Source organism: Luteibacter sp. (genome assembly GCF_036499525.1).
Taxonomy (GTDB): Bacteria; Pseudomonadota; Gammaproteobacteria; order Xanthomonadales; family Rhodanobacteraceae; genus Luteibacter.
In genome coordinates, this window is the sequence record NZ_DASYDO010000052.1 from 1 (window position 1) to 15,913 (window position 15,913).

Consider the following 15,913-nt stretch of genomic DNA (forward strand, 5'->3'; position numbering starts at 1 on the left):
GAACCCATTGCTGGAGAGTGGGAAGAAGCCATAGGTCATGCCCGCCAGTGCCTTGAAATGGCTGTGCATGCTGTCGGTGGCGCTCGTGTCGCGCAGGGCGAAGGGATAGGCCCAGTGCTGCACCGGATCGCGCGGCGTGGGCTTGGCTTGCGGCGCGTGAGCCTTGGCCCTTGGCAGGTCGGGCATGAGGGCGCCGGTGGCCTTGAGCGTGCCGTACAGATTGGATGCGCTGACCATGCGTGACCCCTTTCATGGAAGAGGAGTCACGGTAGCAACGATGCTACCGATTGACTTTAGGACGATTCTGAAAAATCGACCGAAGTTCTTCCCGCATCATTCCTTCGCTACCCTACATATTCCCGAAACCAGGCACCGGCATAAATCGGTTACATGAGCAACAACCGGAACTGATCACGTCATGTGCCATCAGTCATGGACGAAACCCCTTAAAAACAGGGCTCAAAACGCAGTTCGATTACGCATGCTTAATACGCGCCGGCGCATCCTCGGTCATGCATAGGGACCAACGTCCCACGCACGACCGGCCCACCGATCTACGCTCGCCCCTTGGGCTTCTCGCCGCGGGCGGGGACGCGAGACCCGGCTCGCCCATCCGCTTCCGCACGAGTCCGTGCACCGAGGCATGGCCATGTACGTCGCCCTTACCATGAATGCGCTCAACTACTATCCGCACAAGCTGGAGTTCGAGACCGTGCGGCACGAGGATGCCGTTCGCCGGCACAACTGGTCGCCGGGCTACTACGGCACCAGCGACGATCTCGTGCCAGGCCATTGCCTCGGCGAGATCGCGGCGGGCGACTGTGCCGAGCCGCGGACCCCTGCCGAACCGCGGCAGGCCTCGCCCGACGCGGATCTCGAAATGGCGGACGCCTAGGGAGCCCCGGAGGCTCCCTGGGGGCGCTTGTAGACCACGCCACCCTTCATCACGAAGCTCACGTGGGCGAGTACCCCGATGTCCTTCGCGGGATCGCCCGGGACGGCGATGATGTCGGCGTCGAGGCCGCTGCGCAGCTGGCCGATATGGTCCTGCTGTCGCAGCACCTTAGCGTCGACCGCGGTGGCGGCCAGCAGTGCCTGCGCCGGCCGCATGCCGTCGCGCACCATCCACTCCAGTTCCTTGTAATTCGTGCCGTGGGTGAACACACCCACGTCGCTGCCGTTGCCGATGGTGACCCCCGCTTCCATGGCCGTCTTGAAGGCCTTGGCGGATTTCTGCATTTCTTCCGTCGGCGGCTGACCGGGTTTCCAGCCACCGAAGTACTCGGCGTAGGCCGCGCTGGCTTCCAGTGTCGGCATGTACGCGACACCGTGTTTCTTCATGAGGGCGAACACCTCGGGCGTGCCGTCGTAGCCATGCTCGATGGTGTCGACGCCGGCAAGTACGGAACGGCGCATGCCTTCCGCCGTGCTCGAATGCACGGCAACCGGCAGGCCCAACGAGTGCGCCATGTCGACGCCGGCTTTCAGCTCTTCCTCGGTGAAGGTGGGCACCGAGCCCTTGCTCTTGCCGCAATGGTAGTCGGCGTAGATCTTGATCCAGTCCGCGCCGTGCGCCGCCTGGTCGCGCACGGCGTCGATCATCTGTGCCGTGCCGCTGACGGGGATGCCGCCCTGCGGGAGGTCGATGTCCTCGCGGAAGCCGAGCGGACCGGGGCCATAGCAATGCGCCGCGATGGTCGCGCGGGTCGCGACGAAAAGGTGCGGGCCCGGGATCAGTCCCTTGTCGATCGCGCGCTGTACGTCCACGTCCGCATAGCCTGCACCTTCGGTGCCAAGGTCGCGCAAGGCGGTGAAACCGCTCATCAACGTGTCACGTGCGTGCTTCACTGCCTCCACTGTGCGGAACGCCAGCGTTTCCTTGAGCACCTGGTCGTTCCACAGCGTCTCGTTGTAGGGATGCAGGAAAACGTGCGAGTGCGCGTCGATGAGGCCGGGCAGCAGGGTCGTGCCAGGCAGGTCGATGGTCTGCGTGCCCGCGGGCGCGGCGACCGTCGCCGCAGGGCCCACATCGGCGATCTTTCCACCTTGCACGAGCACCACCCACCCTTCGTGTGTCTGCTCGTCGCGCGCGTCGAAGACGCGGTCGGCTTTGAGTAACACGGGGCCGGCAGGAGCAGGTGCATCGTCGGCAGCGCACCCCATCGACAACAGTGACAGAGCAAGCAGTCCCCACAGCTTCGTGCGTCGAGCCATTGCGCCTCTCCCCTGGAAAACGGTTATATGACTGCAATGGCAGGACGAATTCAACGGCAGCAGGAATTTGCGACATTACTCGCCCGGGTGATATATCCGTTCCACATGTCCCTGCAGATCCTCGGGCCAGAAGTACACCTTCCGCAGGTTGCCGGTCGTATAGCGCTCCGCTTCGTCGTTGAAATGCGTCGAGGCCGGATCACCGTTTTCGCCGCCGGCGGTGATGGCGCGGGCGCGCACCTTCTCGCCGAACTCCACCACGGCAACGAAGCTGTTGCCGCTGGTGCCGTAATAGCGTTTCGTCCCCGGCCAGCGGTGGGCGCCGAACGATGCGAGCGAGCCCCAGCGCGATGATGTGAACGGCACCGGGATGCTGGGCTTCGTATCGTCGAAGCGCTGCCTGATGGCGCCATCGACGCGCTGGAAGCGGTTCACCTCGCCCCAGGGCACGCCCCAGCTGCCGAAATCCTTCTCCAGGCGGTCGGCGGCTTCCGCCAGTGCGGCAAGGCGCGCCTTCGGGCCGGCCTTCTCAGCCATGACGTCGTAGATGGAAAGACCTTCGGCGGTGTCGAGCTTGCTCGCCTTGTCCCAGAGGATGTCACCCCAGAACACCGCAAGCGACGTGGGCATGGACGCGATGCCCCAGCGGTAGTCCCAGGTGCGAAGCAGCGCGACCGGCCCCGCGAGTTGCTGCTTCATCGGATCACCGGCAGGCAGCGCATCGTAGTCCCCGATGAGGATCGGCAACTGGCGCTCGAACGCCGGCAGGTACGGATCGAAGGCGGCGTCGATCAGCGAAGCCAGGGTGAAGCCCTGCCTGCCGGTGAGCACGCGCGTCGCATGCAGGCCACGCGGATTCTCGCCAACCGAGTCCATGTAACGCGGGAAATCCGCCTGCTTCGGACTGTCGGGACCGGCCGCCGAATACGGCCAGTCGTTGGTATTGAAAATCCAGCCCGTGGCGGGATTGAACAGGTGTGGCGCCTTGTCCAGCGGCAGCAGGCCTTTCCAGTCGGTGTCCGGATCGCTGCCGTCAACCGGCTTCGTATAGTCGAAGCGATCGTCCCGATTCGGGATGAACTGCGGATGCAGGTAGGCGACATTGCCCTTGTCGTCCGCATAGAGCGTGTTGTTCGAGGAGTTCGCCTTGAACTCGGCCACCTTCATGTAGGCGGCGTAATCGTTCGCCTTGGTCCGCAGCCAGCTCTGCTGGAGAGCTTCCAGCGGCTTGTTCATCAGCGCCTCGGCGATCCATTTGTCACCGTCGGCACGAATGATGGGGCCATGGTGGGTGGCATAAGTCGTGAAGCGGTGTTCAACGAGCGAGCCATCGGCCGCGCGGACCGGCACCACGATCTCGCGCACGGTCACCGGCCGCGTCTCCTTGCCATATCGATAGAACAGCTTGCCGTCCCTGCGCTCGATCGTCTCGGCGAATTCGTCCACGACGTCGGCGCCCGTGGAGGTATGCATCCAGCCGATGTGCTTGTTGAACCCCTGGTAGATGAAGAACTGTCCCCAGGTCACCGCGCCGTAGGCGTCCAGGCCCTGGTCGCTCGACATCTGCAGTTCGGAGCGGAAGAAGAACGAGGTGTGCGGGTTGATCAACAGCAGCGCATGACCGTCGGTCGTGAGTTTCGGCGAGATGGCGATGCCGTTGGAACCGGTGGGTTCGGCCCAGCTGGAGGGCGGCACGACCTGTGCAAGCGCTCCAGCCGGATCCTTACCGTAGAACGCCTGCAAACCGGAAGGCTTCACCCGCTCGATGTCGCCGCCGATGCTGCCCTCGCTGAAGCTGAGCGCCATCCACGGCTCGAAATGCGTGATGACACGCGGATGCACGTTGGGATGTGTCTGGAGGTAATAGTTGAGGCCGTCGGCCCAGGCGTTCATCAGGCCCTGGAGCCAGGACGGTGAACGCGTGTACATCGATTTCAGCTGTGTCTCGTCGACGAACAGGCGCTGGCGGAGGTCGGTCCACAGCGCGGATTCGCCTTCCGCCTGCGCCATCCAGCCCAGCGACGTGAGGTAGTTCGTCTCGACGCGATTGAAGTCGTCCTCGGCTTGGGCATACGCCATGCCGAACACCGCATCGACGTCGCGCTTGCCGTGGACATGGGCGATGCCCCAGTCGTCGCGCACGATGGTGACCGCGCCCGCTTCCTTCTTCCAGCGTGCCGCATCGGCCGATACAGGATTGGCGAACACGGCGGGACTGGCGAGGACCAGGGCGATGAACAGGGCGTGCCGGCGAAGGATCATCGGGATAGCTGCCATGGAAGGGATCGGCGATGCTAGACCTGTTCGTGCGCATCCGGTCAAGTGCCGGAGGTCCCTGCCTGCCCTTCCAACGCTATCTCACTGCCTGGCGGTTCCGCAAAGCTTCGCCTCGCGCCCTACCGGGAGGTATCGGACTTTTTTTACAAAAGACGATGACCCGGCCCGGATGTCGGGAGGAGGAAGGTGCGGATCAACTGGTGCAGGTGCTCACACGCGGTGGGGATCTGCGCCTCGGTCGATGTCGCGATGCCGAGGAGCAATCCGGGCGACGCCCTGCTGCGGGCATCGAACCATCGCGTCAGCGGTTCGGGCGCCAGTCCAAGCTGGCGCGCCTGGTCCGCGATGGCCACGTCCGGCGCGCCATCGGGAAGACTGAGCACGACACTGAGGGCGCGGATGCGAACGTCGTACCCTGCACGCTCGAGCGTCGTCCGCAACAAGTCGCCACGCTCGGCATAGATGCGCTTCATGCGGCGAAGGTGCCGCATGTAATGCCCTTCCCGCATGAATTCGGCAATGGCCTGCTGAACGGCAGGGCCCGGAGCCGATCCAAGGCACATCACGATTTCGTTGAACCGATCCACGAGCGCCAGGGGAACGACGACGAAGCCGAGGCGAAGCGACGGGCTCACCGTCTTGCTGAACGACCCGATGTGGATCACGCGCCCGAATCCATCCAGCGAAGCAAGCGCGGGTGCCGCCCGCCGCTTCAACTGGAGTTCGCCGAGGTAGTCGTCCTCGATGATCCATGCACCGCTGCGCACCGCCCATTCGATCAGGTCGACCCGCCTGCGTAACGACAAGGTCGACCCAAGCGGTGCCTGCTGGCCGGGGGTAACCAGGACCACGGCGGCATCGGGCACGTTCGCCATGCCATAGGCGACGTCCATTCCCTCCTCGTCCACAGGCACCGGCACCGGTGCGACGCCCGCGAGCTCGAGCGCGCGACGGCTCTGGAAGAACCCGGGATCTTCCATCCATGCCTTGCCGCCTTCGACCTGGAGCAACCTCAACACCTGGCCCAGGGCACCGGTGAAACCCGCGGTGACGAAGACCTGTGACGGACGGCAGTCGAAACCCCGCGCGAGCGCGAGGTGCGCGGCTATTTCGCGCTTCAAGGCTGCCTCGCCACGCGGATCGGGATATACCGCGAGGGCGGCCGCCTCCGCACGGGCGGCGTGAGCGCGCAGGCGCGCGAGCAGCCCGACCGGAAAAAGGTCAGACGCGGGCACGCCCATCTGGAACGTGACCGGCGGGGCCAGCAGATGCGCGTACAGGGCCGGCGGCGGCTCTGTCCCGCCCGGTCGAACGACGAACTCCGCGCGCACGGGATGATCCGCCACCCGTGTGCCGCCCGGACCGGAGGAGACGACGACCTGCTCGTCGGCCAGCCGCTCATAGGCGGATTTCACGGTTCCCCGCGCCACGCCCAGCTGTGCCGCCAGGGTCAGCCATGAAGGCAACCTCGCCCCGGGCTCCAGCGCACCGCTTTCGATCGCCGCAAGAACGCCAAGACGAATCTGCTCGACCAGCGTAGTGCTAGCCGAACGATCGAGCCTGATTTCAAGTAGGGACGTCATGCGATCGATGGTACATCCGACATGACTGTTCCTGGTTCTTTTCGGTACACCTAAGACGGCGCAAGCTGCCCTCCCCCCCCCACGGAGTCATTCCATGAAAGCGCATCGATTCGTTATCGCCCTGGCTACCACCGCCGCGATGTCCCTGGCAGTCATCGCAAGCGCGCACGACGCGGGCGACAACGTCAAGCCGAACTTCTCCCATGCCATCACCAACCTGCCCGGCAAGATGCTCACTGCCGTGGAAGTCACGTACGCGCCCGGTGGCACCAGCCAGCCGCACACCCATGCGAAGTCCGCCTTCATCTACGCCTATGTCGTTTCGGGCGCGATCGAAAGCCAGGTGGCCAACGGTCCGGCACGCGTCTACAAGGCGGGCGAATCCTTCTACGAAGAACCAGGCCAGCACCACGGCATCAGCCGCAACGCCAGCAAGACGGAGCCCGCGAAGCTGCTCGCCGTGTTCGTGGTCGACAGCAACGACACGACGCTGACGACGCCGGACAAGTAAGTGCGTCAGCGCGCCGGATGATCCAGTGCGTACTGGATCGCAGCGCGCACCGCCGCCACCTGCGCGTCGCTGCACTGTTGCGGCGTGGCGCGCGGGCTATCCGGATAAACCTCGGTGGTGGTCGTATAGCGCGCGTTCGTGATACCCGCGCATAGCCCCAGCTTCTTCAGCGCATACTCGATGACGCCTGGCGCTACCTGGGGCGAACCGATGATGTCGCCATGCGCATCCGCGGGGGCGATATGCGTCACCTGCGCGACGGCCTCGATTACAGCCTTCTGGAAAGCGGGCTGCGGATTCTCGGTATCGTCGACAAGATAGAAGCCATCCGGGATCTCGCCCGGCTCGAAGCTCTTGCCGTCGCGAGCCGCGAGTGCCGGGCGGTATTCGGATTCGTCGGAGTCGGTGGTCTCATGCAGGTCGATGTGCATGAGGATGCGGCCGCGCGACGGGGCCAGCAGGGTCACCAGGGCAGTTGCCTCACCCGAAGGGCTGCCCTCGCGGAAGTTGCGGTTCGGATCGATCGCATCAGGATTCCAGCGATGGATGCGCTCGTACGCCCACGGACTGACGCAAGGGACCACGAGCAGGTTGGCGCGTCCGGCGTAGTCGCCGCCGTGGTCGCGCAGGAACTGCAACGCGCCGTGCACGCCGCTGGTTTCGTAGCCGTGGACGCCACCGGTGACCAGCATCACCGGGAGCTCGTCGCGCCAGTCGCGGCTGCGGACTGCCAGTAATGGGAAGTGCTCGCCTGCGTAGTCGAGTGCGCCATATTGGGAAACGTCGAAACCAAGGCTGCGCATTGGCTCGATCGCCTTCAGCACATCGTCTGCGTAGTCCCGCTGCTTGACCTGCCGTGCGCGCCAGGTGGCGATCTCGCTGTCGCCCCAGGGCGTTCCGGGCGTACCGATGGCATACGACGACGGCTTGTTCACGGCGACATCCTGCAGGTAAGAAGACTGACCATTCTAAGTAGTCGGGAGACGTCCCGTTACATCCGCTCGGGCACGTCGATGCCAAGCAGGTCGAGCGCCTCGGAGAGAACGCCGCGCGTCAGGGCGGAAAGCGCCAGCCGGGAACCGCGCTCGGCCTCGCCCGCGGCAAGCACCGGGCATTCGGCATAGAAGCGGCTGAACGCCTGGGCCAGTTCATAGGCGAAATCCGCGATCTCGTTGGGTGCGTAATGCGACGACGCCGAGGCGACCACCTCCGGAAACCTCGCGCAAAGCAACACCAGCTGCCGTTCGGTCGGCTCACGCACCTCGATGCCACCGGGAGCCATGCCTTCCCTTTCGGCCTTGTCGAGCATGGAAGAGATGCGGACGCAGGCGTATTGGACGTATGGGCCGGTGCGTCCTTCGAAAGACACCATGCGCTCGGCGTCGAAGACATAGCCCGAGGTCCGGTAGGTCGAAAGGTCAGCGAACTTCACAGCGCCGATGCCCACCGCCGTGGCGACGGCGCTCGCTTCCGACTGACCGCCTTCGACCTGACGCAGGCGCGCCTTGTCCAGGGCTTCCGCCAGCAGGTCGTGCAATTGCGCCACCCCACCGTCGCGCGTCTTGTATGGCTTGCCATCCTTGCCGTTCACGGTCCCGAAGCCGACATGGATCAGTTCCGTCCCATCGGCGAATCCCGCAGCCTTCGCTGCACGGAATACCTGCGCAAAGTGCAGCGCCTGCCGCTGGTCCACGACATAGACGATGCGCTCCGGATGGTGCCGCTGCCGGCGATCGACGATCGTCGCGAGATCGGTGGTCGCATACAGCGACGCCCCATCGGATTTTTCGAGGAGCAGCGGCGGCATCGGCGACTCGTCGTCGTCCTGTGCCACGTCGATCACCAGCGCACCATCGCTGCGCACCGCGACGCCACGGGCGACGAGGTCGGCGACCATGTCGGGAATCAACGGCTGGACGTGGCTCTCGCCAAGCAGCTCGTCGAAGTGCGCCTCAAGTGTGGCGAAATCGCGCGCCTGCGCCTCCAGCGACACCCTGCGTATGACTTCCCATATGCGCCTATGCCGCTCGCTGCCTGCCTGCAGAGCCGCGGTGGCGGCACGCGCGACAGCCATGCGGGCGGCGTCTGCCTTGCACGTGGCGGCAACGCGCGGATAGAGCTCCTGCAAGGTCTGCATGTCGAACGGAGGCTCGGTACGCCACGGGCCATCCTCTGCAACCTCGGGCCAGAGCACCATCGCCTCGGAAATCAGCATGCCCATTTGCAGGCCCCAATCGCCGAGATGGACATCGCCAATAACGCGGTGCCCCTGAGCCTGCAGGATGCGCCGCAGACTCTCGCCCAGCACGAGCGAACGCAGGTGACCGACGTGCAGCGGCTTGGCGACGTTCGGCCCCCCGAAATCGATGACGATCGTCTCCGGAGGCTGGGGCAGGACACCGCCGCGCGGGGCGGCAGCCTGCATGCCCGCGAAATGCGAGAGCAGGCTGTTGGAGAGCTTGAGGTTGATGAAACCGGGCCCCGCGACGTTGACGTCCGCAAAGTCGTCCAGCGCTTCAAGCTTCGCGGCCACGGCTTCCGCCAGTTCGCGAGGCGGGCGCTTCAGCCGGCCGGCGAGCGCCATGATGGCATTGCATTGAACGTCGCCAAGCTCGGGCCGCTGCGCGGGCACGGCTCGAACGCCCTCCGTTTCAAGGCCACATGCGGCGAAAGCGTCGGCTAAAAGGCGATCGACGTGCGCGAACAGGGTCGGGGAACTCCGATCCATGCTCACTCGATGTTCTGCACTTGCTCGCGCATCTGCTCGATCAGCACCTTGAGCTCCACGGCGGCATTGGTGGTGCGCGAATCCACGGACTTCGAGCCCAGCGTGTTCGCCTCGCGGTTGAATTCCTGCATGAGGAAGTCGAGGCGCCGGCCTATCGGCTCTTTCAGCGCCAGTACGCGGCGCGCTTCGTCGATGTGGGTGGCGAGACGATCGAGTTCCTCGTCCACGTCCATGCGGGTGATCTGCAGCACCAGTTCCTGTTCGAGGCGGCCCGGGTCGGCCGGCTGCCGAATATCGGCAAGGCGGGATTCGAGGCGGGCGCGCAGCGCCGCACGAATGTCCGGAAGCCAGCCGCGTACGTCCCTGACGATCTTTTCCATGCCGTCGAGGCGCTCGTGCAGGATCTCGCCCAGCTTGCCGCCCTCGCGGCCACGCGTGTCGCCCAGTACTGACAGGGCCCGGTCGAGCACGTCGAGCAAGGCGGCCTGCAATGCATCGGCGTCCGCCTCTGGCTGCTGGAGCACGCCCGGGAAGCGGAGCAGTTCGGTGAACTGCACCTGCATCCGCGGGAAGCGCTGTTCGAGGTCCAGCGCCAGTTCGGACAGGCGCGAGAGCACCGACCCGTTGATGCGCAGGCCCTCGCCGGAGCCGGGCTCGGCGCGCAGGCGCACGGTGACGTCCACCTTGCCGCGCGACAGCCGGGCGGCGATGCGCTCGCGCAGGGCACTTTCGAAGCCGCGCATCTCGTCGGGCAGCCGGGGGCTGATCTCGAGGTAACGGTGGTTGACGGTGCGCAGCTCGCAGGTGAGCGTGCCGGAAGGGCCGGCGCTTTCGGCGGAGGCATAGGCGGTCATGCTGCGGATCATCGATGGCCTCGCGGCATGCGCGTCGGGAAAGGAGGGGCAATGGTAAACTGACCCACCGTCCGTGCCCAAATCAGGCCCTCCATGACCTCCACCCGTCCTAGCGGGCGCGCCGCCGACCAGTTGCGCGCCGTCAGCATCGAACGTCATTACACCCGCCACGCGGAAGGCTCCGTGCTGGTTTCCTTCGGCGACACCAAGGTGCTGTGCACCGCATCGATCGAAGAGCGCGTACCACCGTGGCTGCGCGGCAAGGGCGAGGGTTGGGTCACGGCCGAATACGGCATGCTGCCCCGGGCCACCACCGACCGCACACAACGCGAAGCCGCGCGCGGCGGCCAGGGCGGCCGCACGATGGAGATCCAGCGCCTGATCGGCCGGTCGCTGCGCGCCTGCGTGGACCGCGCCGCCCTCGGCGAGCGCGTGATCACCCTGGATTGCGACGTGATCCAGGCCGACGGCGGCACGCGCACGGCGGCCATTACCGGTGCCTATGTCGCGCTGGTCGATGCGGTGACGACCCTCACGAAGCGCAATGCGATCAAGCGTAATCCCATCCTCGGCGCCATCGCCGCCGTGTCGGTGGGCGTCTATAACGGCTTGCCGGTGCTCGACCTCGATTACGCCGAGGACTCCAACTGCGATACCGACATGAACGTGGTAATGAACGACGGCGGCGGTTTTATCGAGGTGCAGGGCACGGCCGAAGGCCATGCGTTCCGCCGCGACGAGATGGATGCCCTGCTCGACCTCGCCACCAAGGGCATCGCGGAGCTGGTGGAAGCGCAGCGTGCCGCGCTGGAGGCCATGCCGTGACCGACGTCCGCGCCGCGACCGCTGCCGACCTGGACGCCATCGTCGGCGTGCACCGTGCCGCGTTCTGTCGCGAAGCGGAAGCCGGCCTGGTCAAGCGTCTGGTCCAGGCCGGTCGCGACACGATCTCGCTGGTCGCGGTAGACGACGAAGATGTGGTGCTCGGACACGTCCTGTTCTCGCCGGTCACGGTGGAGGAAGGGGACGACGGCAAGGCCCTGGGCCTTGCTCCCGTCGCGGTGCTGCCGGACCACCAGCGCCAGGGCATCGGCCGTACGCTGATCGAGGAAGGCATCGGCGCGTGCTTCGTGCGCGATGCGCGGGCCATCTTCGTCCTCGGTTCGCCCGCCTATTACGCGGGCTTCGGCTTCGCCAAGGCGTCTTCGCACGGCTTGCACGATGCTTTCCAGGGCGGCAACGCCTTCCAGGTGCTGGCGCTCACGGTGGATGGCCTGGGCGACTACCGGGGCCGCGTGGACTACGCGCCCGAATTTTCCGAAGGACTCTGATCGATGCGCATCGTCCTGGCCTCCGGCAACGCCGGCAAACTGGCCGAACTCGAACAACTGCTCGCCGACACTGGCCTGGAACTCGTTGCGCAGACAGCGCTCGGCGTCGACGATGCGGATGAAACCGGCCTCACCTTCGTCGAGAACGCGCTGATCAAGGCGCGCCACGCAGCGCGTGCCACGGGGCTGCCGTCGCTCGCCGACGATTCAGGTATCTGCGTCGACGCACTGGACGGCGCGCCCGGCCTCTACGCTGCGCGTTACGCGGGCACGCATGGCGACAACGCCGCCAACAGGGCAAAGCTGCTGCGCGAACTCGACGGCGTTGCCGCGGAACGGCGCCGTGCCCATTTCATCGCCGTCCTGGTCCTGCTGCGCCATGCCGAAGACCCGGCGCCGCTGATCGCGGAAGCGCGCTGGCACGGCCGCATCCTCGAGTCGGAGCGTGGTACCGGCGGTTTCGGCTACGACCCTCTGTTCCTGCCCGACGGTTTCGACATGTCCGCCGCCGAACTCGACCCGGCACTGAAAAATCGCCTGAGCCATCGCGGCCAGGCCCTGGCGATGCTCAGGGCCCGCCTCGCCGACTTGGGGACATGAGCCTGTTGCCGCCGCCGTTGTCGCTGTACGTGCACATGCCGTGGTGCGTGCGCAAATGCCCGTACTGCGACTTCAACTCGCACGGCCTGCGCGGCACACCCGATTACGCGGCTTATGTCGACGCGCTGCTCGACGACCTCGATGCCGATCTGCGCGACTTCGGCGCGGCCGTGCATGGGCGCACCATCGAAACGGTGTTCTTCGGTGGCGGCACGCCGAGCCTGTTCTCGCCCGAACTCGTCGGCCGCTTCCTCGACGGAGCTCGCGAGCGCCTGCCGTTCGCCGGAGATGCCGAGGTCACGCTGGAAACCAATCCCGGAACGGTGGAGCACGGTCGCTTCGACGGCTACCTCGCCGCCGGCATCAACCGTATCTCCTTCGGCGTGCAGAGTTTCGACGATGACAAGCTGCGCCGCCTGGGCCGCATCCACTCGTCGAACGATGCGGCGAATGCCGTACGCGAGGCACAGGATGCCGGCATCGACAACATCAACATCGACCTGATGTACGCGCTGCCCGAACAGAGCCTGGCCGGCGCGCTCGACGATGTGCAACGTGCCGTCGCGCTCGCGCCGGCGCACGTCTCGCACTACCAGCTCACCCTGGAGCCGAACACCGCCTTCGCCGCGAATCCGCCGCCGTTGCCGGACGACGACGCGGCCTGGGGGATCCAGGAGGCTTGCGAGGCGCGACTGGCCGAGGCGGGTTACGGGCAGTACGAAGTGTCCGCTTATGCCCGGCCGGGACGGCGGTGCGCGCACAACCTCAACTACTGGCGCTTCGGCGACTATCTCGGCATCGGTGCGGGCGCGCACGGCAAGATCAGCGACGCGAACGGCGTGCACCGGCGTTGGAAGACCCGCCTGCCGGCGGCCTACCTGGCCAGCGCCGGCCAGGCGGACCGGATCGGCGGGGATGGCCCGGTAACGGCAGCCGACCTGCCTTTCGAGTACATGCTTAACGCGCTGCGCCTGATCGACGGCGTGCCTGCCACCGATTTCACCGGGCGCACAGCGCTGCCGCAGGCGGCGATCGGTGCTGGCCTGGCCACCGGCAAGGCACGCGGCTGGCTGGTGGACGATCCTGCCCTGCTGAAGACAACGCCACTGGGACAGCGCTTCCTGAACGACGTCATCGAAGCCTTCATGGCCTGATCTATCCCAATCGCCCTAAGCCATAAGCGAGCCGCTCGTACGCTGGCGCCGCCGCCGCACCGCCGCCTAAACTCTGATCGCAGGGTCGAGGAGGACCTCCGCGAATGAGTGCAGGCACGCAGCCGCCGTACGGCCGGACGGGACCGCATCCCGTCGCCCTGTCGCCGCGTGCCGAACGCGAAGCGCAGCAGGGCCTGTCGCTGTGCCTGACCTGGCTGGACATGCCGTTGCGCGATGCGTTACGCGATTTCGACCGGCGCCTGTTCGCGGCCGCGGAAGCGAGCCGCAACCACCTCGAACAGCAAGCCTGCTTCGAAAGCCGCGGTATCGTCGAGCGCGACGGGCCGGGCTTCCGCAACCGTTTCGCCGCCCACCTCTCGCAGCGCTTCCGCCAGCTTGGTGAGGTGCCTGGTGGCAAATCCGGGGCCGGAGCCGAGCACCTCACGCTCAGTCTCGTGGATCCCGATGAGCAGGAGCAGGCCGACGCGCTGGCGAGCATGGCGGCGCGCTGCGAGGCGCGCAGCGCGAGCAGCCTGTTCGAACTCGGTTATCGGCTTGCCGTGCTCGCCGGCACGGCGCCCCTGGAAGGCGACGCGCTGCCGGCCGGACCGCGCGCCCTCACCGCCGCGTTCGAAAGCGCCGCGGCTCCGATGCCCCTCTCCATTCCGCACCGCCTGCTGCTGTTCCAGGCGGTCGATGCGCACGTGCTCGGCCACGGCGAAGCCTTCTACGGGGCGCTGAACGAGCACTACCGCACGCGCGGCATCCTCCCGGGATTTCGCGTGTATCCGAACGTGCGCGTCGCGGCCACGCCCTCCACGGAACGGCGCGCGAAGGCCACGGACGCAGCCCCGGGCGAACCAACGGGCGCCGCCGCCAGCACGGCGACGACCACCGTCGAGGGCCACATCGGCGTACTGGAGGGCCTGCGCGCCCTGCTCGCCAGCCGCGTGCAGACCGGCCGCGGCGCAGGCTTCGCGCCGGGTCGACTGGCCTCGGACGATGAGTTGCAGACCGCCCTGCTGGCCTTGCAAGGACACGTCACCGACGTGGCCGACGCCGCCCAGCGCGAGATCCACAGTGCGCAGGCGCTGCGTGAGGAACTCATCCATCAGCTCAACCTCGGCCGCCCGAGCGGCTCGCCACCGGCCGAACTGACCATCGAGCAGGACGACACGGTGGAACTCACGGCCATGCTGTTCCAGAGCCTCGGCCAGCAACTCGCTGCGGCGAGCCCCGGACGCGCGGTGCTCGGCGGCCTGCAGTGGCCCATGCTGCGCGCGGCGGTGAACGATCGCGGCTTCTTCGACCAGACCGAGCACCCTGCCCGCCAGCTGCTGGACACGGTGAGCGAGGCGGCGCAGCACTGGCTCGATCCTTCCGAGGGCGAACCCGACGCGGCACTGGTGGACCGGCTCGAGCGCCTGGTGGTCGAAGCCAGTCATGCGCAGGTGATCGACCCCACGTGGCGTGCCGATATCGAGCAGCAGATCGCCCTGCTCTCGCGCAAGGCACACGTGTCGGAGCGTCGCCAGATCGAGGCGATGGAAGGCCGCGACCGCCTGGAGCGCGCGCGCCAGCGCGCCACCGAGATCATGAACGAGCACATGGTGCGCGGCGCCGCGCCGCGCGGCGTGCTGCGCATCCTGCTGGAGCGCACCTGGGCGGACGTGCTTGCCCTGCACATCCTTCGCGGCGGCGAAAACGGCGAGGCCTTCCTCTACTGCCTCGGGGTGACCGACCAGTTGCTGGGCCGTCGTCCGATCACCGATCCGCAGAAACTGCGCCAGGACGTGGAACGCGGCCTGGAACACCTCGGCATGCATTCGGCTGAAGCGGCGCAGGTGGCCGCGGGTGTTTTCGAACCGCCCGGCAGGCAGAGGGACGACGGCCTTACGCCGAGCGACGTGGCCTTGCGCCTGAAGCAACGCCCCCGCCTCGGCGAAGGCACCGCGCATGGCGAGACAGCGGCGCCGGTGCAACCGACGCCCCTCGACCCCACGGCGCAAGCGATCTATGACGGTTTCGCCAGCCTGCGCTTCGGCACGTGGTTCGAATTCATCCAGCCGGACGGCATCGTCGCGCTGCGCAAGCTGGCCTGGTTCTCTCCCGGCACGGGCCGCTGCCTGTTCGTGAACCAGCGCGGCGGACGCACCGAGGATATCGATCTCACCCGCCTTGCCCGGCTCGTCGCCGGTGGCGAAGTACGCGAGTGGAAGGAACAGCGGCTGTCGATCGTGGATCGCGCGTGGCGGGCTGTGGCGCGAAACCTGCGCCGTGAAAGCGCGCCCGAGCGCGTGGCGGGCCACGCATGAGCGGTGAATTCGACCAGCGCCGCGCCGCACGCAAACGCGCCACCGCTCCGATCCCGGTGGTCGACGTGATGAACGAGCGTGTGATCGGCCAGCTCGGCAATCTTTCGACGAGCGGCATGATGCTGCTGGTCTCGAGCGAGCCCGTCCACGGCGGGGTATACCAGGTGGCCTTCACATTGCCTGACGCCCAGCACCGCGAACATCGCATCGAAATCGGCATCCAGGAGCAATGGCACGAACCGGCGGCGTCGGCAGGACAGTTCTGGTCCGGCTACCGCATCGTTTCCGGAGGCGACGACGCCGTACGTGCCATCGACGAGTGGCTCGGACCACCAGCGGACTGAAC

The 15,913-nt window shown here is 66.6% G+C and carries 15 protein-coding genes; 8 read left to right on the forward strand and 7 right to left on the reverse strand.

Annotated features, from left to right (window positions below; translation table 11 throughout):
- A partial coding sequence (locus tag VGM71_RS09695; RefSeq protein WP_331544499.1) for a hypothetical protein occupies positions 1–237 on the reverse strand: 237 nt, incomplete at its 3' end.
- Between the two features lie 412 nt (positions 238–649).
- Between VGM71_RS09695 and VGM71_RS09700 the strand changes: the two genes are divergently transcribed.
- Positions 650–895, forward strand: coding sequence for a hypothetical protein (locus tag VGM71_RS09700; RefSeq protein ID WP_331544501.1), 246 nt, complete (start codon positions 650–652; stop codon positions 893–895).
- Here the strand turns inward: VGM71_RS09700 and VGM71_RS09705 are convergent.
- From VGM71_RS09705 to VGM71_RS09715, 3 genes are all read right to left on the reverse strand, one after another.
- A complete protein-coding gene (locus VGM71_RS09705; RefSeq protein ID WP_331544503.1) occupies positions 892–2,214 on the reverse strand; it encodes an amidohydrolase family protein in 1,323 nt (440 codons plus the stop codon). The genes VGM71_RS09700 and VGM71_RS09705 overlap by 4 nt on opposite strands.
- A 75-nt stretch (positions 2,215–2,289) precedes the next feature.
- Complete coding sequence (locus tag VGM71_RS09710; protein WP_331544505.1) at positions 2,290–4,491, reverse strand: penicillin acylase family protein; 2,202 nt, start codon at positions 4,489–4,491, stop codon at positions 2,290–2,292.
- A gap of 143 nt (positions 4,492–4,634) precedes the next feature.
- Positions 4,635–6,074, reverse strand: a complete 1,440-nt coding sequence (locus tag VGM71_RS09715; protein WP_331544507.1) for a PLP-dependent aminotransferase family protein — start codon at positions 6,072–6,074, stop codon at positions 4,635–4,637.
- Positions 6,075–6,168: 94 nt separating this feature from the next.
- Between VGM71_RS09715 and VGM71_RS09720 the strand changes: the two genes are divergently transcribed.
- On the forward strand, positions 6,169–6,585 hold the full coding sequence (locus VGM71_RS09720) for a cupin domain-containing protein (RefSeq protein WP_331544509.1): 417 nt from the start codon (positions 6,169–6,171) through the stop codon (positions 6,583–6,585).
- 5 nt (positions 6,586–6,590) lie between these two features.
- On the opposite strand, the gene VGM71_RS09725 is transcribed toward VGM71_RS09720, so the two are convergent.
- The 3 genes from VGM71_RS09725 to VGM71_RS09735 are packed head-to-tail and all read right to left on the reverse strand — an operon-like array spanning position 6,591 to position 10,179.
- Complete coding sequence (locus VGM71_RS09725; RefSeq protein WP_331544511.1) at positions 6,591–7,520, reverse strand: M14 family metallocarboxypeptidase; 930 nt, start codon at positions 7,518–7,520, stop codon at positions 6,591–6,593.
- A 56-nt stretch (positions 7,521–7,576) separates the two neighbouring features.
- Complete coding sequence (gene argS / locus VGM71_RS09730; RefSeq protein ID WP_331544513.1) at positions 7,577–9,313, reverse strand: arginine--tRNA ligase; 1,737 nt, start codon at positions 9,311–9,313, stop codon at positions 7,577–7,579.
- Positions 9,314–9,315: 2 nt separating this feature from the next.
- Positions 9,316–10,179, reverse strand: coding sequence for a YicC/YloC family endoribonuclease (locus tag VGM71_RS09735; RefSeq protein ID WP_331544515.1), 864 nt, complete (start codon positions 10,177–10,179; stop codon positions 9,316–9,318).
- A gap of 81 nt (positions 10,180–10,260) precedes the next feature.
- Here VGM71_RS09735 and rph point away from each other — a divergent pair, with 81 nt between their 5' ends.
- The 6 genes from rph (at position 10,261) to VGM71_RS09765 (ending at position 15,911) form a co-directional block, all read left to right on the forward strand.
- Positions 10,261–10,992 carry a ribonuclease PH gene (gene rph / locus VGM71_RS09740; protein WP_331544517.1) on the forward strand — a complete coding sequence of 244 codons (732 nt, stop codon included), beginning with the start codon at positions 10,261–10,263 and terminating at the stop codon, positions 10,990–10,992.
- Positions 10,989–11,498: an N-acetyltransferase gene (locus VGM71_RS09745; protein ID WP_331544519.1), complete on the forward strand. Its 510-nt coding sequence runs from the start codon at positions 10,989–10,991 to the stop codon at positions 11,496–11,498. The genes rph and VGM71_RS09745 overlap by 4 nt, the downstream gene beginning before the upstream one ends.
- A 3-nt stretch (positions 11,499–11,501) precedes the next feature.
- Positions 11,502–12,098, forward strand: coding sequence for an RdgB/HAM1 family non-canonical purine NTP pyrophosphatase (rdgB, locus tag VGM71_RS09750; RefSeq protein ID WP_331544521.1), 597 nt, complete (start codon positions 11,502–11,504; stop codon positions 12,096–12,098).
- Positions 12,095–13,252, forward strand: coding sequence for a radical SAM family heme chaperone HemW (gene hemW / locus VGM71_RS09755; RefSeq protein ID WP_331544523.1), 1,158 nt, complete (start codon positions 12,095–12,097; stop codon positions 13,250–13,252). Before rdgB ends, hemW begins: the two co-directional genes overlap by 4 nt.
- A gap of 104 nt (positions 13,253–13,356) precedes the next feature.
- On the forward strand, positions 13,357–15,567 hold the full coding sequence (locus VGM71_RS09760) for a DUF1631 family protein (protein WP_331544525.1): 2,211 nt from the start codon (positions 13,357–13,359) through the stop codon (positions 15,565–15,567).
- Entirely contained in the window at positions 15,564–15,911 is a 348-nt protein-coding gene (locus tag VGM71_RS09765) for a PilZ domain-containing protein (RefSeq protein ID WP_331544527.1), read from the forward strand. The genes VGM71_RS09760 and VGM71_RS09765 overlap by 4 nt, the downstream gene beginning before the upstream one ends.
- Positions 15,912–15,913: the final 2 nt, after the last annotated feature.